The following is a 19811-nucleotide window of genomic DNA, read 5'->3' on the forward strand; positions in this document are numbered from 1 at the left end:
GGGCTGAAATTCAGGGAGGACGAAATATGACAGGCTTTCTGCTGCTGCACGGAACGATCGTCACGGTCGACAGAGAGAGACGCATGATTGAAGACGGCGCATTGGCCATCGAGGGCGACAGGATTGTCGACATCGGCGCTGCGCAAGATCTCCAGTCTCGGCACACCGACAAACAAAATATCGACTGCCGGGGAAAGCTGATCATCCCCGGCCTGATCGATGCTCATGGCCATGCTGGCCACGCGCTTCTTCGCAGCATTGCAGCGGACACCAATGCAATGTGGATGAAAATCATCACCCCCACCTATTATCACTACGTGACCCGCGATTACTGGTATGCGGACGGGTTGATTTCCGGCATTGAACGGTTGCGCGCCGGGGTGACGACCGGGGCGAGCATCATCTCCTCGATGCCACGCGCGGATGACCCCGTCTTCGCCATCAACCATGCCCGCGCCTATAGCGAAATCGGCCTTCGCGAAATCATCTGCGTCGGGCCGTCGGGCCTCCCCTGGCCGCATCCGGTTACGCGGTGGGAGAGCGGTTCGCCAGAGCGTCGCGACGTGAGCTTCGACGAGATGATGGAGGGCAGCGAAGCGGTGATCGAAGCATTGCACGGCAGCGCCGATGGCCGCATCAGCGTTTTCCTGACGCCTTTCACCATCGTGCCTTCGGTCGAACCATCAAATGCATCGACACCCGATCAGGCTGTGAAACTGACCGAAGGCGACAGGATGCAGGCCCGCCGGATACGCGAGATGGCGCGCAAGACAGGTGTGAGGCTTCATTCTGACGCCTTTGCGGGGCAAATCCGCATGGCGTTTCAGGACAAGGAAAATGCCCTGCTCGGCCCTGACATTCACCTTCAGCACTGCTGGGGCATCTCCCATGACGAGATCGACATCCTGGCGCAAACCGGCACCCGCGTGACCCACGCGCCACCGGGCCGCGCGACCCCCATCATGGACATGATGTCGAAAGGCATTCGTGTCGCCATCACCACCGATGGCGCGGCCCCCAGCCGCCATTTCGACATGTTGCAGACGGCGCGCCTTACACAGTTCACGCAACATCTCCTGCACAATCACGACCGCTACCTGCTTCCGCCCGGCAAGATATTTGAGATGATCACCATCGATGCCGCCCATGCCATCGGCATGGAGGACGAGATCGGTTCGCTCGAAATCGGCAAGAAGGCTGACGTCGTCATCATCGATATGCGCAAACCGCACCTCATGCCCATGTGGATGCCTGTTCATCGGTTGGTGCATCAGGTTCTCGGAAGCGATGTCGATACCGTATTTGTGGACGGCAAACTGCTGATGGAAAACGGACGGGTGCTGACGGCAGATGTCGATGCTGCCATTGCCTTTGGCCAGCAGGAAGCCACGGCGCTGACGGAGCGGGCCGGGCTGAGATCACATATGCATGATCCCGGCTGGGGCCGGCTGCTGCGCACATTTGACGAACCGGTGCACCCTCCGCGTCCACCGGAAGATGCAAGCGATCGCGCGGGCGAGCATGGACTCGATCAGAACCGATAGAACAACAGGCTACGGCAAATCCTCATTTGTAATACCGTCAGCTTCACGACAAAAACTCCCCGGCCTGGAGTGGACCGGGAAGCAAACCTGACATCATGTCAGGAACTTTGACTGGAGCTAGTGGCTCACCTGTCCGGGAACAGGGTGGATCTGAGTTGCCTAACCCAACTATATTTTTTATTCAGAGGATCAGAACGAACGCTCGAGACGAACGAAACCGGTCCAAGCCTCAGGCTTCTTTTCGACGTCGAGGTAGTTCGCCGCCAGCCTCGTGGAGAGGCCGTCGGTGATTTTGTAATCGACCGTCAGACCGGCCTTCCAGGCATCGTTGTTCGAGAAATTATCCCAGGAAGCGAGGCCATAGCTGCCGTAATACTGAACGCCGGGAGTGATCTTCAGCTTATCGGTTGCCTTGAGGGCGTAGGATGCAGCAACGGCCCATTCGGAAACGTTGTAATACGCGTTTGCACCGGAAGCCCAGACACCAGCCAGCGCGAGCGTGCCCGGACCAACGCCAGCTTCTGCGATGAGGCGAACGGCACCATTCTCACGATCGGTGTCATAACCGCCGATAAGAGCGAAGGATACGCTGTCGAACTTTGCACCAACGCCGGCAGCTACGCCCACATTGTTGTCGCTCTTGTTGAAGGAGCCAACAGAAATGCCTTCCAGCTCGTCAACCGAAACGCCAGCCCAGAACGAACCTGCGTCATAGGTGTAACGAATGGAGTTGAACTTGGAGTTCGACGACAGTTCGTCGGTTTCACCACCAATACCATCGTCCCACCAGCTGGTGAACTTACCAACCTTGAGGCCGGCGAGTTCAATGAAGGCCTGGTCAACGAAAACCGCCGAACCCTTATCATTGGAATTGGTCGCAGAAGCGGCTGCCGATCCGGTGTCAGCACTGCCCTGGAAGCCGATGAAGCCACGAAGAGCACCGAGCTCGGTGTCGGTGCGGGTGTCAACTTCGAACTGCGCACGTGTGAAGGAATCCCAGTCGGACTTGCCGGATTTATCGCGACCGAAGTCAGTCTGGAAACGCACGTAGCCCTGGTACTTCAGGCAGGTTTCGGTGCCTGGGATGTAGAAGAAGCCGGCGCCGAAAGCGTCGCAAACGCGAACGTATTCCAGGGGCTCAGGCTTAGCAGCGACGATAGCGTCGGCAGCGTGAGCGCCGGATACTGCTGCGAGGGCCGCAGCGGAGCCGATGAGAAGGCTCTTGATGTTCATTTGAAATCTCCAGTCAAAAATTTTTCAACGAGTGCGCAAATTTGAGGGCTGGTCTTTCCCTGCCGCCCGCCTCCCCTGCGCTGACTAAGCAAATGACAGAAATCATCAGCGACTCGCAATTAAAATCGTCAAAATCGAAATACTGATAAAGTATCGTTCAGAATGTCGTAGTAAAATTACAACAAATTAAAAGTTGTAAATAAAGTAATTAGTTTTTTTATTCTATATTTTTGTACTAAATTGCTGATGCATTATTTTATAATATACTTAATCGAAGCAGGTGGGCGGCACGGTGTCGCCGGGCCGCGAAAGCTGCGACTTATGCTGCCGTGGGGATGTTGCAGTTGGGAAACAAGAAAAGGCGATGACAGGAAATGCCGGCCACCCAGGTCGGGGCGCACGTCCGTTCTTAAATGGTCAGCAATGTGCCGCAATTTAGCGGCTGGCTTAGGATGCCCCGTTTGGGAAAATCGAGCTTTGCGCCAGCATGGCCGCGATCGCCTGAGCGGGCACCGGCGGGCTGAAATAATAGCCCTGACCACAGGGGCACCCGGCGTCCCGCAGAAATTTCGACTGCTCACCGGTCTCCACGCCTTCGGCGATGACATCGATACCCAGCGAGCTGGCAAGCTGGATCATGATCGAGACGATGGCACTGTCCTTGGCATTACCAGGCAGGTGGGCGAGGAAGGAGCGGTCGATCTTCATGCAGGAGAGAGGAAAGGTCTTGAGCATACCGAGGCAGGAGTAACCGACCCCAAAATCATCCAGCGCGAGGCTCACCCCCATGTCCTTGATGGCCCGCATGATGCGCACGGATGCGTCAACGTCCTGAATGATGAGCGTCTCAGTGATTTCGATTTCTAGAAGCGATGCCGGAAGTCCGGTTTCCTTCAGCGCGGCCCTTATCTGTTCAAGCAGCCCGCCCTGAAACTGCCGCGGCGAAATATTGACCGCCATCTTGACGGGCGGAAGCCCGGCGGCCGCCCATGCCTGCGCCTGATGACAGGCCTTGCGCAGGATGCTTTCGCCGAGTTCGACGATCAGGCCGGTTTCTTCCGCAAGTCCGATGAATTCCGAGGGAGCAAGCAGACCTTCCGTCGGGTGCTGCCAGCGCACCAGCGCTTCGACACCATTCATTACGCCGCTCGCAAGATTGATCTGCGGCTGGAAGTGTAGCACGAACTCGTCGCGCGTTACGGCCTTGCGCAGTTCCTCGATGCGGTTGACCTTCTTTTTCAGATCCTCCGCCATGTTGGGGGTAAAGGTGGCAATCTTGTCACGCCCGCTATGTTTGGCTTCATACATGGCAAGATCGGCGGCCGCGACGATCTCCGCCGTGTTCTTTCCATGCTCCGGGAAAAACGCCATTCCGATGCTGCATGTGACCTTGATATCGTAATTGCCGATACGCAGAGGTTGTGAAACAGCAGCGCGGATGCGGTGCAGCCGCGTTTCGACATCTTCTTGGCGTACGTCAAGAACGATAACGAATTCATCGCCGCCAACCCTCAGAACCAGATCGCTTTTACGCAGCGCTTTGGCAATGCGCGACGCGGTCTTTGAAAGAAGCGCGTCCCCGATGCTGTGGCCGAGCGTATCGTTGATTTGCTTGAAATTGTCGAGATCAAGAAAGCAGACGGCCACCCTTCCCTTCGTTTTCCCGGCCGTCTGCAATATTTCAGGTAGCCTGGTATCGAGAAAACGGCGGTTCGGCAGCCGGGTCAGCATATCGTGATCGGCGAGAAACGCGATGTGTTCCGCTGCCCTCTTTCGGTCAATGGCAAGGCCCGCCATGCGCGCCGCCGCGCCGATGAATTCGAGGAGCGCAGGATCCGGCAGACGGCCGGCCAGCATACACCAGACGAAACCGTGCGCCTTGCCCCCGCTTTCGGGGATATCGAAACTAAAGGCCACATCTTCGGCGGAGTGGGTTAGGCCGTCGGGGTCGCTGACGCTGGAGAGAAGCGCGATCAGTCCCTTTTGCTGCGCCAGAGCCGGCGAAACATAAACGGACGGTTCTCCCTCCGCAGCATCGAATACCCGCACGGCGCAGGCCAGTCCGGTTGCCAGATTTTCAATAGCCTTCACGAATTCTTCGAGAAAATCCTCGATGCGGGCGGCCGCGACAATCATTTCGAGAATATGCGCCTGTGCCTGAAGCAGTCTTTCCGACGCTTTTTTCTGGGTAATATCCCGCGAGGCGCCGACCACACCGATGATGTTGCCCGCCTTGTCCCTAAGCGGCACGCGGGACATCATGAGCCAGCGATCAACATCGCCACGCATGGCGCGTTCTTCATATCCAAGATCCGCCTTGCCAGTGCGCATCACGCGCGATTCGGTGTCGGGAATGCCGGCGATATTAGCCGCTTCCCCGTGAATCTCGTAGTCGGTGAGCCCGATAAGCTGCTCGACCGTGTCAAAACCGTTCTCATTGACGATGGCACGATTGGCGAAAAGGAAGCGCCCTTCCAGATCCTTGGCGTAAATGAAATCCGGCACGTGATCGATCATCGCTTCCAAAAGGGCGTGCCGGTCGGACGGATTGGTGTTTTCGCGAACGGCAGCTGAGGCTGGCGTGGCACTCCTGCGAGTTTTTCGCGACATCCGGGTCTGCTCGGGTGTCTTCGGGCCTTTGGAACGCACCACTCCGCCTCATTGCTTTATAAGAAAGCAGAATAGTAGGATTATACATATTATATAAATGTGAACGGCGGTTCGAAACGAGGCGTAAATCGCCGTCTTTCCGGGACCGAGAGCAGATCGGTGGATGCGTCACGCGAAACGGCGCGGACAAAATCCGCGCCGTAACAATGGCCAGTGTTCAGAAATTGTATCAAACGACAGGGGTCGGCAATTCCTGACCGGCAAAATGCGCGTCAAGATTGGCGAGAACCAGATCTGCCATGGCACGCCGGGTTTGGTGCGTGCCGCTGCCGACATGCGGGGCAAGGATGACCGTATCGAAGGCAAACAGCGCTTCAGGCACGCGCGGCTCTTCTTCGAACACATCCAGCGCCGCGCCGCCGATCGCGCCTTTCGATAGCGCCTCGATGAGCGCCTTCTCATCCACCAGCGAACCGCGCGCCACGTTGACGAGTATGCCCTGAGGCCCTAGTGCCCTCAGCACATCGGCATTGACGATGTGCCGTGTTTCGGCGGTGGCAGCGGCGGCGATGATGAGGACGTCGCAATTGGCAGCAAGGTCTTCTATGCTGCCGTAATAATCATAAGCGACCTCACGTCGGCTTCTGGCGGTGTAGGATATCTTCCCGTCAAAACCCTCCAACCGCTTTGCGATCGCCTGACCGATGCGGCCAAGGCCGAAAATGCCGTAGCGGCGACCGGCCACCCGTGTGGAAAGGCCCATGTCGCCCTTCAGCCATTGCCCCGTTCGGACATATTGGTCCGCCTGCGGCAGCTTTCGCGCCTGTGCCAGTATGAGGCCCAGCGCAAGGTCGGCCACATCCGCCGTCAGCACGTCGGGCGTATTGGAGACATGAAACCCACGTTTTCTGGCTTCAGCCAGGTCAACCTTGTCGAAACCCACCCCATTAATGGCGACAATTTCAAGGCTGGGGAGCGCAGCACCTATATCCGCAGGCAGACCGATATGGCCGCCAGTGACAACGCCGCGGATTGCGCCGCCGTGCTTGGCTAGGAAAGCAGCTTTGTCTGTGGCTTCAAACAGGCGATGTACCGTAAAGCGCTGTGCGAGTTCTTGTTCGAGTGCCGGGATGAGCGGGCAAAGTTGCAGGATTTCAGGGGTCATGAATTTTCCTTTGAGCCGGTGAGCTACTTCACATCGGCCTTGACGAACTGCCGGAGTTCCGGCGTTTGCGGATTGGCAAAGAGCTCGGACGAGCGACCCTCTTCCCAGATCTTGCCCTTGTGCATGAAGATGGTTTGCGTCGCCACGCGGCGCGCGAAGGCCATTTCGTGGGTCACGAGGATCATGGTCATGCCGTCCTTGGCGAGGTTCTCCATCACGGTCAGCACTTCCTCGGTCAGTTCGGGATCGAGCGCCGAGGTCACTTCGTCGAACAGCATCACTTTCGGCCGCATGGCAAGCGAGCGGGCAATGGCGACGCGCTGCTGTTGGCCACCGGACAGCTGGTCGGGATAGGAATCGAATTTCTCCGAAAGGCCGACCAGCTGCAGGACTTCGCGGGCGATATCCTTGGTTTCCGATTTTGGCACATCCTTGACGATGCGCGGCGCCAGCATGATGTTTTCGCCGACCGTCAGGTGCGGGAAAAGATTGTAGCTCTGGAACACGATGCCGACGTCGGTGCGCAGCTTGCGCAGAGCCTTGGCATCTTCGCCGATCGCATGACCGGCGATTTCTATGCGGCCGGAATTGATCTTTTCCAGCCCGTTCATGCAGCGCAGAAGTGTGCTCTTGCCCGAGCCCGAACGGCCAATGAGGGCAAAGACTTCGCCGCGACCGACCGAAAGCGACGCGCCTTTGAGGACTTCCAGGGCACCAAAGCTCTTATGAACGTTTTCAACGATTACTTCCGGCATGAAGCCTCCTTTCCAGCCAACGCGACAGCTGGGACAACGGGTAGCAGACGATGAAATAAAGAACGGCCACCGCGACGAAGACGCGGAACGGCTGGAACGTGGCATTGTTGATGAGTTGCCCTGCTCTTGCCAGTTCGACGAAACCGATGATCGATGCGATGGACGTGTTCTTGACGACCTGAACGGCAAAACCGACGGTCGGCGGTAGCGAAATGCGGATCGCCTGCGGCAGGATGACGTAGCGATACTGCTGGGCGCGGGTGAGAGCGAGCGATTCCGACGCTTCCCATTGCTGCTTCGGCACCGCCTGAATGCAGCCGCGCCAGATTTCGGCGAGATAACCTGACGTATAGATGGTCATCGACGCGCCGGCGGCAAAAAGCGGCGGCAGTTCCAGCCCGGCAAGGCTGAGGCCGTAATAGGACAGGAACAGGATCATCAGCACCGGAATCCCCTGAATGACCTGGATATAGGTGCCGGCGGCAATGCGCAGCAGCTTGCTGTCCGAGGTGCGGGCAAGAGCGATAAAGAAGCCGACAATGCCGCCGCCGATCAGCGCAATGATCGTCAGAAGCACGGTCCATTGCAGGGCGGTCAAAAGGAAGCCGAATTCGTTCCAGCCGAAAGTTCTAAGGGTCATGACTGCACCTCCGGCAAAGCGGTTATCGTCTTGCGGGCGACACGACGGCCAAACAGCCACATGCCGACAAGGGCAAGGATGAGCCGCAACGAAAGCGCCAGCGCCAGATAGATGAGCGTGACGACGATATAGACCTCGAAGGAGCGATAGGTTTGCGATTCCACGAAGGCTGCGGCCGCCGCAAGCTCATGGGTGGAAATGGCCGAACATATGCTCGATGCCAGCATCATCAGCACGAACTGGCTGCAGAGTGACGGATAGACCTTGGCGATGGCAGGCACGATGATGACGTGGCGATAGATCTGGTACTTGGTGAAGCCCAGCGCCTCGCCCGCCTCGATCTGCGACTTGTGCACCGCCTCGATGCCGGCGCGGATGATTTCCGTCGAATAGGCCGCGAGATTGATCGTCATGCCGATCAGCGCCGCGGTATCCGCCCCGACGCGAAAGCCCAGGCCCGGAAGGCCAAAATAGACGATGAACAGTTGCACGAGAAACGGCGTATTGCGGATCACCTCGACATAAGCGTCCACGATGATGCGGACGATGCCGCCATTGATGGAGCGAAGCGAAGCGAGAAGAATGCCGAAAGCGCAGCCGAGCACGATGGAGAGGACCGACAGTTTGATCGTCAGCCATATGCCGTTCAGAATCTCATTCTGATATTGGGCGAGTGCGCCGAATTGGAATGTGTAGGACATGCGTCACTCCGTTGACATTTCCCGTCCCGCCGGAAGCCTTCCCGGCGGGCGCGTTGAAAGGCTCAATCAGAAGCTTGGCAATTGCGGCAGCGGACGGCCGGTCCACTTGACCGAGATGCGGTCGAGATCGCCGGACATCTTCATGAGATAGATGGAGGTGTTCAGCCACTGGCGCAGCTCGAAATCCTCGAGCTTCGTCGCCATGGAGTTGCCCTGCTGGAAGAAGGTGAACCCAACCTGCAGACCGGCTTCCGGACGCTGTTTGATGATCGCCTCGCCGACTGTGGAGGGCAGTGCCACGGCATCGACCTGACCTGCAAGCAGTGCCTGGGCGCTGGTGGAATCGTCCTCGTAGACAACGATTTCCAGACCTTCGATATTGGCCTTGCGCAGCGCGGTTTCCTGCGAGGAACCGCGATTGACCGAAACGCGCTTGCCCTTGAGGCTGTCGAGATTTTCGAACTTCTGGTCCTTGCCGGAGATGATATCCATGTTGAAGGCGCTGTAAGGCTGCGTGAACATCACGGTCTTGGCGCGTTCGCCGGTCGGGGCGAGCGTCGCGACAAGGAAGTCGACCTTGCCGGTCTGAAGCGCGGGAATACGCGCCGGCGGCGTCAACGGCACCAGTTCGACCGGCAGAGACAGGTAGGAACCGATGAGATTGGCGACATCGACGTCATAACCGGAAGGATTGCCCTTCTCATCCACCATGCCCATGGGCGGTGCACCGGTCAGAACGCCGATCTTGACCTTGCCGCGCGCCGTGATCTCGCTAAGCGAGACAGCATGAGCGGATGTGCTGGCGGCAAGTGCCGCTGCGGCAACACCGACGGCAACGGTCATGTTTTTCAAAAATCTGGATATGCTCATGGTCTCTCCTCCAACCTTTTAAGCGGCTGCCCCACGCGGAACAGCGATCTTGCGCAAAGCGAAAAATGTTCTCGATAACATTTTACCGCGATTGACAAAAACTCCTCCCAAGAAAGAACGAAAGCTCGAAACGACGACATTTTTCGTTCTTTTTCAGCATTTTATCGGGGCGATCGATTTTCCTCTTGTCGACACTCTCTCTCGTTCTTGGCAGGATCAATAATGCATGTTATCGGTATCATTGCAAGTCTGATCTGCGGCCCTGTTGCATTGGACAGTCATTCGGGAGGAAAACCATGTATACACGCTCGGCAATTTTCGAAGGCAAGATCCACCCCGGCCGGGAGGAGGAGTTCTTCCGCATCGTCGAGGAAAAATTGCTGCCAGTCTGGAAACGTATGCCGAATGCACAGGCCGTGCGGGTGATGCGCACCGAACGCACCGATCCGGACGCGGCCTCAATCATCATGGTGCAGGAAATAGACTATCCGTCGATGGAGGCGGTGGAAGAAGCGCTGGTTTCCCCCGTCCGGCTGGAAGGCCGGGTGCTGACGGACGAGATGATGAGCATGTGCGACGGGCGTTTTTACCATCTGGTCTATAGCCGCGTCGCATAAATCCGGTGCACGCCGCATTGATATCAAATCATACGGCGTGCTTTCCCTTGATATCTTCGTGTATGTCTTGTCCTGAACCGGTTCGAATTTCGGGAGACATGCTTTGGTGGAGCGCACGCCCTTGGCCGCAGCGTTAGTCACGTCAAAAAAAGCTACCATGAGCGACGTCTCGAAACTCGCGGGCGTCTCCAAGATGACCGTTTCGCGGGTGTTGGCCGATCCTGCCCTGGTGTCGGAAGAGACGCGCCAGAAGGTGATGAACGCCATCGAGAAGCTTGGCTATGTGCCGGACCGAATCGCCGGTTCGCTCTCTTCCCGGCGCACCAATTTCATCACCGCCATCCTGCCGACACTCACCAACTCCAATTTCGCCGACAGCGCTCAGGGGCTGGCCAAAGCGCTGCGCGCGGCCGATTACCAGTTGCTGATCGGTTATACGATGTATGACCTGCAGGAGGAGGAGCGCGTCATTCGCACCATGATGGAGCGCCGCCCTGATGCTATCGTCGTCGCCGGCACGGTGCATACCAAGACGGCGAGCGAAGTGTTGATGCGCGCCGGTATCCCGATCGTTGAAATCTGGGACGTACCCGAACATCCGATCGACCACGCGGTCGGTTTTTCCAATTACGAAGTGGGAAGAACCGCCGCCAAACACTTGATATCGCTCGGCTTCAAGAGAATCGGTGCGCTCGGTTCCAGGGCCGACGGTGATGTGAAGGACTGGCGCGGAGAAAGCCGCTTGCTCGGTTTCGGGGCCGCCCTGCGCGAAGCCGGCATTTCCGACGATCTCATCATTCGTGAAGGCAGCGCGCCGGTCTCCTATGATCACGGAGCAAGGACGCTCGGTTCGCTGCTGACAAAGGCGCCCGACGTCGAAGGTATTTTCGCCGTCTCCGATATTTCCGCCGTTGGCGCGCTGATGGAATGTCACCGCCGCGGCATTACCGTGCCCGATCAGGTTTCCATTCTCGGCTTCGGAGATTTCGATATCGGCCGGCAATGTTATCCGGCGATTTCGACTATCCGGGTCGATGCGCAGATGATCGGCCGCAAGGCGGGCGAATTGCTGCTTTCGATATTGGAGCCGGAAAAGGATGCCGCTGTTCCCGAAGGGGCACGGGTGGATGTCGGGTTCGAGCTGATCGTGCGGGAGACGACAAAGCGGTTGGCTCAGTGAAGCTTTAGCGTTTCAGAACGAGCGGGTGTCGCTTGTTTCTTCTCCCCGCCAGGGAGAAGAAATATGCGGCACCGCTGTGGCGTACTCAACATTCCGCCTGAGTGACCTTTAACGCCCTTACCTCGCACCCCAGGTATCCGTCAGCCGATACCCCTCCGGCCATGGATCCGACGGATCGAGCATGTGCTGGTGTATTCCGGTGATCCAGCCTCGGCCGGAGATTTCCGGCAGGATGGCCGAGCGGTCGCCGACTGTTGTGGTTCCGAGGATACGGCCCGTGAAGGTCGAGCCGATCAGCGACACCGCCGTCAGCGTTTCGCCTTCCTTCATTTCGCCGCGTGCATGCAGCACCGCCATGCGGGCCGAAAGCGCTGTACCGGTCGGCGAGCGGTCCACCTTGCCCGGCTGGATGGCAACGGCCGCCCCTGCCCGCAGGCCCTCGGCTGTGCGTTCTACCTTGCCAGCGAAGAGGCAGAAGGAAAAATGTTTCCAGTCGGGGTTTTCGGGATGGTCGAAACCCAGAGCCTTGTTGGCGGCATTGGTGATGCGCACACCGAGGCGGGCGATCTCATGCGCCTCTTCCGGCTTCAGGCTGAAGCCCATCGCCTCGGCATCGACAATGACGAAACTATCACCGCCATAGGCGGTATCCACTTTCAACTTACCGAGACCTTCGACCTCAAGTTCCGCATCGAGCTTCGCGGCAAAGCTCGGCAGGTTCTGCACGAAAATGCGTTCGGCCTTGCCGTTACGGCATTCCGCGCGCACCTTCACCAGCCCACCCGGTGCTTCCAGCAGCATATGGGTTTCCGGCTCCTGCATCGGCACGATGCCGCCATCCAGCAGCACGGTGGACACGCAGATTGAGTTAGAGCCGGACATGGGCGGCGTATCTTCCGGCTCCATGATGATGAAGGCGGCATCCGCATCGGGATGTTTCGGCGGCACCAGCAGATTGACGTGGCGGAAGACGCCGCCGCGCGGCTCATTCAGCACGAAATTGCGCAGGGTTTCATCACGGGCGATGAAGCGGCTCTGTTCCCAGATCGTCTCACCCGGCGGCGGCTTCACCCCGCCAACGATCACATCTCCCACTTCACCTTCCGCATGGGCGGAGATGACATGAACGGTCTTGATACTGCGCATTAATTTCTCCTCAGGAAAGCCAGGAAGGAAGACGGGAAACGGCTTGGCCGGTCAGCGCGCTGTCGACACAATCGGCAAGGCTGCCGAAACGCACCGCGCGGCCGCTTAGACCAGGGCCGTAATGGGCGTACTTGCCGGAATTGGTCATGAGCGCACGGGTCTTCGTCGGAAAAACCGGCTCGGAAATCGAGCACCAGCAAAGGTCAGGCAGCACCTGCACGCCACTATCTTTCAGACGTTGCAGTGTGCCATCCTGTTTGGCCGCATCGATAATCTGCTGGCCGGCAGTCACGATGACGGCGACATCCGCATGGCGGTTGCGGCCGTTGAACGCGGCGGCAAGGGCGCGGCACTCTTCCAACGAGGCATGAGGGCTACCGATGGCAACGAGTTGCACCTCTTCCGGCCCCTCGTTCAGAAGCGACCACCCAGCGGCCATATCGGCGAGCGAAATGGTTACGGTGTCGGCGGTTTCGAGCGGCGCAAGCTCCGCCTCCGGCGTCACCCCCTCGATATGCAGCATGGGCGAGGCGGAGGTGGTGCCGAAAGCGGCGCAAAGCGCTTTCAGATCATCCCGCGAGGGCATTGCGGAACCGAGGCCGCGCAGCAGCGGAATGCAATCCGGCGCGGCCTTGCCGGCGAGATAGCCGACGAGCGGCCAGAAGGCGTCATCGATGCCAGCTGGCAACGCCACATCGATGATACGCTGCGGGCGGCGGTTTTCTTCGAGATACACCCCAGAAAGCGGCGCCCTGCCCGTCATCGCAATGCAGAGATCGAGAAAATCCGGGTGCTTTGCGGTGCGGGCACCGAGCACCGTATTGGCGAAAATCACCGCATTCGATTCGGCCCAGCCAATCGATTCGCCGGCGCCTGGAGCGCTATCCAGCAGGTAAGGCGAACACGTGAAGGTGGGACGACAGCCCATGCGCACATAGGCATCCGCCAGCCTTGCGGCCGGATCGCCGAATTCCTCCGGCACGCCTTGCGCCCGCCAATGCGCCTTGTCCACCGAAATGGCGTTCATGGTCGTCGCCACCCGCACCTTGCCGCCCATGTCAGCCATTTTTTCCGCAAAGGTTAGGTTGGCGGGACTGGCATAGATACAGCCATCGATATGGCCCTGCGTTACATTCACAAGCGCCGATGCGCCCTGCTGCGCGGCCATGGCGACAATGATGCGCATGGCCTGCCGTACAGCGATACCATCGCGACCATCAAGCATTGCCCCATCGTCCTCCTCAAGGTCGAGATGGGCCGTCGCCGGCGGCGCGATGGTAAGCGAGATACCATCAGCCTCGATGGTGTTCTCGTTGATGCGGACATGCGCGGCACGCGAGAAGCGGTCGAAATTATCCGCATCAAGACGCACGACCGGCAAAGCCTTTTCGAACATTTCCGCCGCCACAAGTGCGCCGAGCGTCAGAACATCTTCAGCCTCGCAGAAAACCAGCGCCGAGGGCGCTCGGCCGGTGAGGATAAGATCAAGCAGAACTCCCGAACCGGTGCATGAGCCGCGGCTGGTCGGCATGAACAGCACGCCGCCGGTGAGACAGACGCCATGCAACGGGTGGTGAACGTCGATCACCTTGCCGGTGGCAGGATCGACCCCGCCCCAGAAGCTCAGCGCTTCGGTCGCGGCGATCACGGGACCCTCGGCGGCTCCGGCCAGAATGCTGCGAGCTTCAGGAACGGCAGAAAACATCGAAAACCTCCCTAAAGCATTTCCGTCAAAACCGCGTAGCGGTTCTATGCCCGGTAAATGCTTGAAAAACAAAGCCAAGAGTTTTTGCCTTTCAGAGAAAAGCCAAAACTCTCTAGAAACGTTGCGGCGAAAATGCCCCTGTATCGATGGCGGGTTTTTGGCCCGTCAGAAGATCGGCGACAATGCGGGCGGTGCCGGCGGATTGCGTCAGCCCCAGATGGCCATGACCAAAGGCATAAATCACCCTCGCCGTGTGCGCTGCTTCACCTATGGCCGGCAGGCTGTCCGGCAGCGAGGGGCGAAAGCCCATCCACTGCTTGCCGCCTTCCGTTTTCAGGCCCGGCAGAAAAGCCTTCGCCTTGGTCAAAAGCGCCTCGGACCGGGCGAAATTGGCCGGAAGCTCCAGTCCGCCGAGTTCCACCGCACCGCCAACGCGAATGCCGGAGGATAGACGAGTAACGACGAAACCATGGCCACCGAAGGTGACCTGCGTGCGCAGGTCGAAAGCGCCGGACGGCAGGGTGGTATTATATCCCCTTTCCGTTTCCAGCGGAATTTTTTCCCCGAGCGAACGGGCGATGCGGTGCGAGAAAGCCCCCGCCGCCAGCACCACCTTGCCTGCCCTGCGCGTGCGGCCATCATGGCTCAACACCTCGACGCCATCGTCCAGGGGTCGGAGCGAGGCGACATCAAGGCATTCGATACGGCCGCCAATGGTGCGGAAATGGTCGGCCAGCGCCAGCGTATAAAGCTTGGGATCGGCGATGGAATACCAGCCGGGCGTAAAGGTGCCGCAGGAAAAACGCGGCGCGATGCCGGGCTGTATCTCGGCCATCTGTTCGGCGTTCAGATGCCGGAACTCGATGCCATGGCGTTCGCGCGCCTTCCAGCCGGGAAGCGAGGCTTCGAATTCGGCCTCGCTTTCATAGACCTGAAGGTTCCCCTCCTTGCGCAGCATCGCAATCGTGTCCGTCTTTTTGAGGAACGGCTCCAGCTCTGCCTTGGAAAGGTCCATCAGCGCCGTCTGGGCGACGGTGGAATGTTCGACTTTCGATGCCGCGCAGGCCCGCCAGAACCGGAGCATCCACGGCGTAATCTTCAACGCGTAAGAAGGTGGGACGCTGAGCGGACCCAGCGGATCGAGCAGCCATTTTGGTGCTTTCCACAGGATGCCCGGCGATGCGAGCGGCAAAATATCGGTAAAGGCAAATGCGCCTGCATTACCAGCCGAAGCGCCTGCGGCCGGTCCTTCGCGGTCGATAACGGTAACCGAAAGACCGCGGCCCTGCGCCGCGATTGCCGCCGAGAGGCCGACAACGCCGGCCCCGATGACGATGACATCACTTGCAGGCATTACCGAACGCTCGCCAGGAACTTCTGCGTCTCAGGATGCTGCGGCGCGCCGAAGAGCTGATCCGGCGTGCCGATTTCCGCCATCACGCCCTGATGGAAGAAGGCCACGCGGTTCGAGACATCACGAGCGAAGGCCATTTCGTGCGTGACGCAGATCATCGTCATGCCCTCATCCGCCAGCATCTTCAGCGTATCGAGCACCTCGCCCACCAGCATCGGATCGAGCGCGGAGGTGACTTCGTCGAACAGCATGTATTCTGGCGACATGGCGAGCGCGCGGGCAATCGCCATGCGCTGCTGCTGGCCGCCGGACATGCGGTTCGGGTAGACCTTCAGCTTTTCGGCAAGGCCGACATGGGTCAACTGTTTGACTGCGATTTCCTCGGCCTTTTCTTTGGAAATCCCGAGCACCTTGCGCGGCGCCAGCATGACGTTTTCGAGCACCGTCAGATGCGGAAAGGCGTTCCACTGCTGGAAGACGATGCCGACCTTGCGGCGCAGTTTGTTGAGGTCGGTCGACTTGGCGTGGACCTCGGTGCCGTCGATGACGATCTTGCCGCTGTCGATCGGCTCAAGGCCGTTGATGCAGGTAAGCAGCGTCGACTTGCCGGAACCGGAGCCGCCGATGATGGTGACCACCTCGCCCTTGTTGACGGTGAGGTTGATCCCTTTCAGAACCTCCAGCGGGCCGAAGGATTTGCGGACGTTTTCGATCTCAATCATTGGGGGACCACCGTCTTTCGAGATACCCGCCGAAACGGGCGATGGGGAAGCTGATAAGGAAGTAGATGGCGCCGCAGATCATCAGGATGGTCAGCGGTTCCTGCAGGCGGGTGACAAGGATCTGCGAGGCGCGCAAAAGCTCGATGAGACCGAGCCACAAAACAAGCGCGGAATCCTTCATCACGCCAAGCGTGAGGCCTATCCATGCCGGCAAGGATACTCGGGTAGCAAGCGGCAGAACGATAAAGCGCATGTCCTGTGACCAGGTCATGCCGAGCGACCGGCAGGCCCGGCGGGTGTTCGACGGCACCGCTTCGATGCCGCCACGCACGATTTCCGTGCAATAGGCCGCGGTATAGAGCGACAGAACCACGCAGGAAGTCGTGAATGGTGGCCAGCCGAGCTTGGCGATCGACTGGAAGGCATTGCCGAGAACCAGCTGGATGAGCAATGGTACGGAACGGAAAATATCCAGAATGAACGTCAGCGGCAGCGACCAATAAGGTCCGACCTGGAAACGGATGATGCCGAAGATGATCCCCATGATGGTGCCTGCCGAAACGGCAACGGCGGTGACGGCAAGCGTCATGCCGGCACCCTTGGCCAGGAAGACGAGATCACTCCAGGTGAGAGCGGTTTCAAACATGGCTCACCTCTCTCAGTAGCGGAACAGACGCGCGGCCAGCAATCGGGCGGCGAGCGTGACGATCTTGGCGATCACATAATAGATGACCGCGGCAAGCGCGAAGAACTCGAAGGTACGGAACGAGCGGGCGTTCAAGGCCTGCGTGACACCGGCGAGATCGGTGTTCATGCCAACCGTAACCCCGAGCGAGGTCATGAGGATCGCCCAAACCATCTGGTTTGTGGCGGGCAGAAACGCAACGCGCAGCATCTGAGGCATGATGATGAGACGGAACGTCTGCATCGACGTCATGCCCAGCGAGCGGCCTGACCGCGTCTGCGTATCCGGAATGGCTTTCAGCGCACCGCGGAAATTCTCTGCGAGATAACCGGCATTGTTGAAGGCGATGCCGACGAGAAGGGCGGTATAGGGGCTGAGGTGAATGCCGAAATTGCCAAGGCCGAAATGCGACATGTAGATCTGGAACAAGGCCGGCGTGTTGCGCGCGACTTCTACCCAGACAGCAGCGAAAGCACCCAGAATCCGGTTGCCGGAAAGCCGAAACAGCGTCAGCACAATGGCGCATGCAAGGCCGATAACCATCGACAATATGGCGATCTGGAGCGTCACCACCGCACCGTCCAGAAGCTGCGGCAGAGCCTTCAGCGCCTGATTCCAGTGGAATGTATAGTTGAACATGAAGGTCCCGCCTCCTCAGAAACGATCAACGGCGCGATCATTTCGACCGCGCCGTTTACGAAAAGTCCTGATTAGCGATAAACGCCGTTGACGGTGAGTGAAGGCACTTCGCCGCCAACCCACTTTTTGTAGAGTTCGGCGTAACGCCCTGTGCGGACCTGCTGATTGATGAAGAGGTTCAGATAATTGATGAAGCCGTATTCATCACGGTTGGTGAAGAGCGCGACATAGTCAATGTCGTATGGCGCCTTGCCGACAACGGAAATGCCTGCGAACTTGCCGCTCTTGACGTTCGACTGAGCAACCGTCGAGGTCGAAACGGTCGCGTCGATCTGGCCCTGGCTGAGAGCAAGGAAAACGTCAGCCTGAGTCTGGTACGGGCGGAATTCGCCGACTCCCCATTCCTTGACGGTCTTTTCAAGCGCGATCGCCTCGAAGGTGCCGGCAGTCGCACCAACCGTCTTGCCCTTCATGTCCTCGAACGACTTGACGCCCGACTTGTCGTTAGCAGTCACGGCCATTTCGAAAGCGAAATAAGGCACGGTCATGCCGACCGTTTTCGCGCGTTCCAGCGTATCGGAGGTCGAGGCAACGCCGACATCAACGCGGCCGGACATCAGTGCCGGAATACGCTCGGGGAACGGGGTCTCAACGATCTCAGCGGTGACGCCGAGCGCCTTGGCGAGATCGTTGCAATAGTCAACGTCAAAACCGATCGGGTTGTTGGCGTCGTCACGCGCGCCCATGGGCGGGAAGTCAAGGACGACGGCGCAGCGCAGCGTGCCGGACGAAATAATGTCGTCGAGCTTGTCGGCCTTGGCCGGGGTGATTGCGGAAGTGGCGGCCAACAGGCCGGCGAAAATGGCCGATTTTTTCATTTTTGATTTGCTCCCAGAATTGGTCTGCCCTTGAAGGCCAGGCCACTATTTCCCCACCCAAGCGAGAAATCAATATAAAAATACAAGGAGTATACAAAAAGAATTTTTGCACGTGCGAAATTGGAGGAGGCACCCGTTAGACTGGGTAGGAAAACCGCTTTGGAATCAATTGGGCAGGAGGGACAGCTCGACGCTGCCTCAAAGTGATGCTTTGCGCCTGCACTCACCCGATGCGCATTTGAATCTTTCGCGCCGATCAGCAGGTAGGGATTTGTTTGACTGGTCTAGATCTGCGAAAGCATTGGTAAATGGCTCGATTTTCGCCTCCTTATGCCTAAAGGAGCCGCGCGCTCTCGGAAGGATGAATAAAATGAACCGTTGCATTACGTCGCCCTTTGTATACTTTATGTATTCAAATTGTGCGATCCTGTTGGAGGACTATGATGAGCGACACGACCACCTTGACCGTTGAGGCACTCTTTCAGCGGGTCGAGTCGATTTTCCTGAGGGCCGGTCTCAATGATGTGCAGTCCGCTGCATTGGCGCGCGTCATCACAGCAGGTGAGCGAGATGCCTGCAAATCTCATGGAGTTTACCGTATCGAGGGCGCGTTGCGGACCGTTAAGTCCGGCAAGGTCAAGCCGGATGCAATACCGCAAGTCGCGGAGGACGATGGAACGGCAATTGTTAAGGTCAGTGCCAATGGCGGCTTCGCCAACCCCGCTTTCGAGCTTGGCCTGCCGGTTCTGGTGGAGCGCACGAAACGCCTCGGCGTCGCAGCGCTTGTCATCAATGACTGCACGCACTTTTCGGCACTCTGGCCCGAAGTTGAAGGGCTGACAGAAAACGGGCTCGCCGGGCTGGTGATGTGCCCGAGCTACGCCACCGTCGCACCCACGGGCGGTAGCAAACCCTTGCTCGGTACAAATCCCTTCGCTTTCGGCTGGCCGCGCAAGAACACCTCACCTTACGTCTTCGATTTCGCGACGTCGGTCGCTGCCCGTGGCGAGATTGAACTACACCGCCGCGCCGGTAAGGCCCTGCCAGAGGGTTGGGCCGTGGACTCCAATGGAAATCCCACCACAGATCCTGAAGCAGCACTTGCCGGCGCCATGCTTCCTTTTGGCGGCCACAAGGGATCAGCCATCGGCACCATGATAGAACTTCTCGCTGGCATCATGATCGGTGACCTGACAAGCCCAGAAGTGCTTGATTATCTTGGCACGACCACACTTGCGCCCTTCCATGGCGAGTTGATCGTCGCCTTCTCGCCGGAAGCCTTCGCCAAGGGCCGCCCCGGTGACCCATTCCAGCGCGCGGAAGTGCTGTTCGAAGCGATCGTCGGCCAGGGTGCCCGCTTGCCCTCC

General features: G+C 58.7%; 18 protein-coding genes. 4 read left to right on the forward strand and 14 right to left on the reverse strand.

The window, feature by feature from the left end; genetic code table 11:
• Positions 1-26 precede the first annotated feature (26 nt).
• Positions 27-1544, forward strand: a complete 1518-nt coding sequence (locus tag ACUTJJ_RS12525; protein ID WP_445542382.1) for an amidohydrolase family protein — start codon at positions 27-29, stop codon at positions 1542-1544.
• Positions 1545-1733: 189 nt separating this feature from the next.
• Here the strand turns inward: ACUTJJ_RS12525 and ACUTJJ_RS12530 are convergent, their stop codons facing one another.
• The 7 genes from ACUTJJ_RS12530 to ACUTJJ_RS12560 form a co-directional block, all read right to left on the reverse strand.
• Positions 1734-2777: a porin gene (locus ACUTJJ_RS12530; RefSeq protein ID WP_445542383.1), complete on the reverse strand. Its 1044-nt coding sequence runs from the start codon at positions 2775-2777 to the stop codon at positions 1734-1736.
• 447 nt (positions 2778-3224) lie between these two features.
• A complete protein-coding gene (locus ACUTJJ_RS12535) occupies positions 3225-5387 on the reverse strand; it encodes a putative bifunctional diguanylate cyclase/phosphodiesterase (RefSeq protein WP_445542384.1) in 2163 nt (720 codons plus the stop codon).
• Between the two features lie 229 nt (positions 5388-5616).
• Positions 5617-6552 carry a 2-hydroxyacid dehydrogenase gene (locus ACUTJJ_RS12540; protein ID WP_445542385.1) on the reverse strand — a complete coding sequence of 312 codons (936 nt, stop codon included), beginning with the start codon at positions 6550-6552 and terminating at the stop codon, positions 5617-5619.
• Between the two features lie 23 nt (positions 6553-6575).
• The gene (locus ACUTJJ_RS12545; protein WP_445542386.1) at positions 6576-7307 is read right to left on the reverse strand and encodes an amino acid ABC transporter ATP-binding protein; all 732 of its coding nucleotides are present in this window, start codon (positions 7305-7307) and stop codon (positions 6576-6578) included.
• A complete protein-coding gene (locus ACUTJJ_RS12550) occupies positions 7288-7947 on the reverse strand; it encodes an amino acid ABC transporter permease (protein ID WP_445542387.1) in 660 nt (219 codons plus the stop codon). The genes ACUTJJ_RS12545 and ACUTJJ_RS12550 overlap by 20 nt, the downstream gene beginning before the upstream one ends.
• Positions 7944-8648: an amino acid ABC transporter permease gene (locus tag ACUTJJ_RS12555; RefSeq protein WP_063951675.1), complete on the reverse strand. Its 705-nt coding sequence runs from the start codon at positions 8646-8648 to the stop codon at positions 7944-7946. Before ACUTJJ_RS12555 ends, ACUTJJ_RS12550 begins: the two co-directional genes overlap by 4 nt.
• A 66-nt stretch (positions 8649-8714) precedes the next feature.
• Entirely contained in the window at positions 8715-9518 is an 804-nt protein-coding gene (locus tag ACUTJJ_RS12560) for a transporter substrate-binding domain-containing protein (protein WP_063951674.1), read from the reverse strand.
• 296 nt (positions 9519-9814) lie between these two features.
• On the opposite strand from ACUTJJ_RS12560, the gene ACUTJJ_RS12565 reads away from it, so the two are divergent.
• Positions 9815-10135: a hypothetical protein gene (locus ACUTJJ_RS12565; RefSeq protein ID WP_144578645.1), complete on the forward strand. Its 321-nt coding sequence runs from the start codon at positions 9815-9817 to the stop codon at positions 10133-10135.
• Positions 10136-10292: 157 nt separating this feature from the next.
• Positions 10293-11315 carry a LacI family DNA-binding transcriptional regulator gene (locus ACUTJJ_RS12570; protein ID WP_445542388.1) on the forward strand — a complete coding sequence of 341 codons (1023 nt, stop codon included), beginning with the start codon at positions 10293-10295 and terminating at the stop codon, positions 11313-11315.
• Between the two features lie 117 nt (positions 11316-11432).
• Here ACUTJJ_RS12570 and ACUTJJ_RS12575 read toward each other — a convergent pair whose 3' ends face one another.
• The 7 genes from ACUTJJ_RS12575 to ACUTJJ_RS12605 all read right to left on the reverse strand — a co-directional run bounded on the left by ACUTJJ_RS12575 (position 11433) and on the right by ACUTJJ_RS12605 (position 18444).
• Positions 11433-12461: a trans-3-hydroxy-L-proline dehydratase gene (locus tag ACUTJJ_RS12575; RefSeq protein ID WP_445542389.1), complete on the reverse strand. Its 1029-nt coding sequence runs from the start codon at positions 12459-12461 to the stop codon at positions 11433-11435.
• A 10-nt stretch (positions 12462-12471) separates the two neighbouring features.
• Entirely contained in the window at positions 12472-14166 is a 1695-nt protein-coding gene (gene lhpI / locus ACUTJJ_RS12580) for a cis-3-hydroxy-L-proline dehydratase (RefSeq protein ID WP_063951670.1), read from the reverse strand.
• A 112-nt stretch (positions 14167-14278) separates the two neighbouring features.
• Complete coding sequence (locus ACUTJJ_RS12585) at positions 14279-15520, reverse strand: NAD(P)/FAD-dependent oxidoreductase (RefSeq protein ID WP_445542390.1); 1242 nt, start codon at positions 15518-15520, stop codon at positions 14279-14281.
• On the reverse strand, positions 15520-16242 hold the full coding sequence (locus tag ACUTJJ_RS12590; RefSeq protein ID WP_004444624.1) for an amino acid ABC transporter ATP-binding protein: 723 nt from the start codon (positions 16240-16242) through the stop codon (positions 15520-15522). The genes ACUTJJ_RS12585 and ACUTJJ_RS12590 overlap by 1 nt, the downstream gene beginning before the upstream one ends.
• Positions 16235-16888, reverse strand: a complete 654-nt coding sequence (locus tag ACUTJJ_RS12595; RefSeq protein WP_445542391.1) for an amino acid ABC transporter permease — start codon at positions 16886-16888, stop codon at positions 16235-16237. The genes ACUTJJ_RS12590 and ACUTJJ_RS12595 overlap by 8 nt, the downstream gene beginning before the upstream one ends.
• Before the next feature lie 12 nt (positions 16889-16900).
• Positions 16901-17566, reverse strand: a complete 666-nt coding sequence (locus tag ACUTJJ_RS12600) for an amino acid ABC transporter permease (protein WP_445542392.1) — start codon at positions 17564-17566, stop codon at positions 16901-16903.
• Between the two features lie 71 nt (positions 17567-17637).
• Positions 17638-18444: an ABC transporter substrate-binding protein gene (locus ACUTJJ_RS12605; protein WP_063951666.1), complete on the reverse strand. Its 807-nt coding sequence runs from the start codon at positions 18442-18444 to the stop codon at positions 17638-17640.
• Positions 18445-18887: 443 nt separating this feature from the next.
• Between ACUTJJ_RS12605 and ACUTJJ_RS12610 the strand changes: the two genes are divergently transcribed.
• Positions 18888-19811: Ldh family oxidoreductase (locus ACUTJJ_RS12610; RefSeq protein WP_445542393.1), on the forward strand; the 924-nt coding region annotated here is incomplete at its 3' end.

Source organism: Agrobacterium sp. DKPNP3 (assembly GCF_052686535.1).

What these genes read in the sequence shown, in the direction of transcription:
- ACUTJJ_RS12525 (WP_445542382.1), top strand. Translation starts at nt 27, where the DNA reads ATGACAGGCTTTCTGCTGCTGCACGGAACGATCGTCACGGTCGACAGA.
- ACUTJJ_RS12530 (WP_445542383.1), bottom strand. Translation starts at nt 2,777, where the DNA reads ATGAACATCAAGAGCCTTCTCATCGGCTCCGCTGCGGCCCTCGCAGCA.
- ACUTJJ_RS12535 (WP_445542384.1), bottom strand. Translation starts at nt 5,387, where the DNA reads ATGTCGCGAAAAACTCGCAGGAGTGCCACGCCAGCCTCAGCTGCCGTT.
- ACUTJJ_RS12540 (WP_445542385.1), bottom strand. Translation starts at nt 6,552, where the DNA reads ATGACCCCTGAAATCCTGCAACTTTGCCCGCTCATCCCGGCACTCGAA.
- ACUTJJ_RS12545 (WP_445542386.1), bottom strand. Translation starts at nt 7,307, where the DNA reads ATGCCGGAAGTAATCGTTGAAAACGTTCATAAGAGCTTTGGTGCCCTG.
- ACUTJJ_RS12550 (WP_445542387.1), bottom strand. Translation starts at nt 7,947, where the DNA reads ATGACCCTTAGAACTTTCGGCTGGAACGAATTCGGCTTCCTTTTGACC.
- ACUTJJ_RS12555 (WP_063951675.1), bottom strand. Translation starts at nt 8,648, where the DNA reads ATGTCCTACACATTCCAATTCGGCGCACTCGCCCAATATCAGAATGAG.
- ACUTJJ_RS12560 (WP_063951674.1), bottom strand. Translation starts at nt 9,518, where the DNA reads ATGAGCATATCCAGATTTTTGAAAAACATGACCGTTGCCGTCGGTGTT.
- ACUTJJ_RS12565 (WP_144578645.1), top strand. Translation starts at nt 9,815, where the DNA reads ATGTATACACGCTCGGCAATTTTCGAAGGCAAGATCCACCCCGGCCGG.
- ACUTJJ_RS12570 (WP_445542388.1), top strand. Translation starts at nt 10,293, where the DNA reads ATGAGCGACGTCTCGAAACTCGCGGGCGTCTCCAAGATGACCGTTTCG.
- ACUTJJ_RS12575 (WP_445542389.1), bottom strand. Translation starts at nt 12,461, where the DNA reads ATGCGCAGTATCAAGACCGTTCATGTCATCTCCGCCCATGCGGAAGGT.
- lhpI (WP_063951670.1), bottom strand. Translation starts at nt 14,166, where the DNA reads ATGTTTTCTGCCGTTCCTGAAGCTCGCAGCATTCTGGCCGGAGCCGCC.
- ACUTJJ_RS12585 (WP_445542390.1), bottom strand. Translation starts at nt 15,520, where the DNA reads ATGCCTGCAAGTGATGTCATCGTCATCGGGGCCGGCGTTGTCGGCCTC.
- ACUTJJ_RS12590 (WP_004444624.1), bottom strand. Translation starts at nt 16,242, where the DNA reads ATGATTGAGATCGAAAACGTCCGCAAATCCTTCGGCCCGCTGGAGGTT.
- ACUTJJ_RS12595 (WP_445542391.1), bottom strand. Translation starts at nt 16,888, where the DNA reads ATGTTTGAAACCGCTCTCACCTGGAGTGATCTCGTCTTCCTGGCCAAG.
- ACUTJJ_RS12600 (WP_445542392.1), bottom strand. Translation starts at nt 17,566, where the DNA reads ATGTTCAACTATACATTCCACTGGAATCAGGCGCTGAAGGCTCTGCCG.
- ACUTJJ_RS12605 (WP_063951666.1), bottom strand. Translation starts at nt 18,444, where the DNA reads ATGAAAAAATCGGCCATTTTCGCCGGCCTGTTGGCCGCCACTTCCGCA.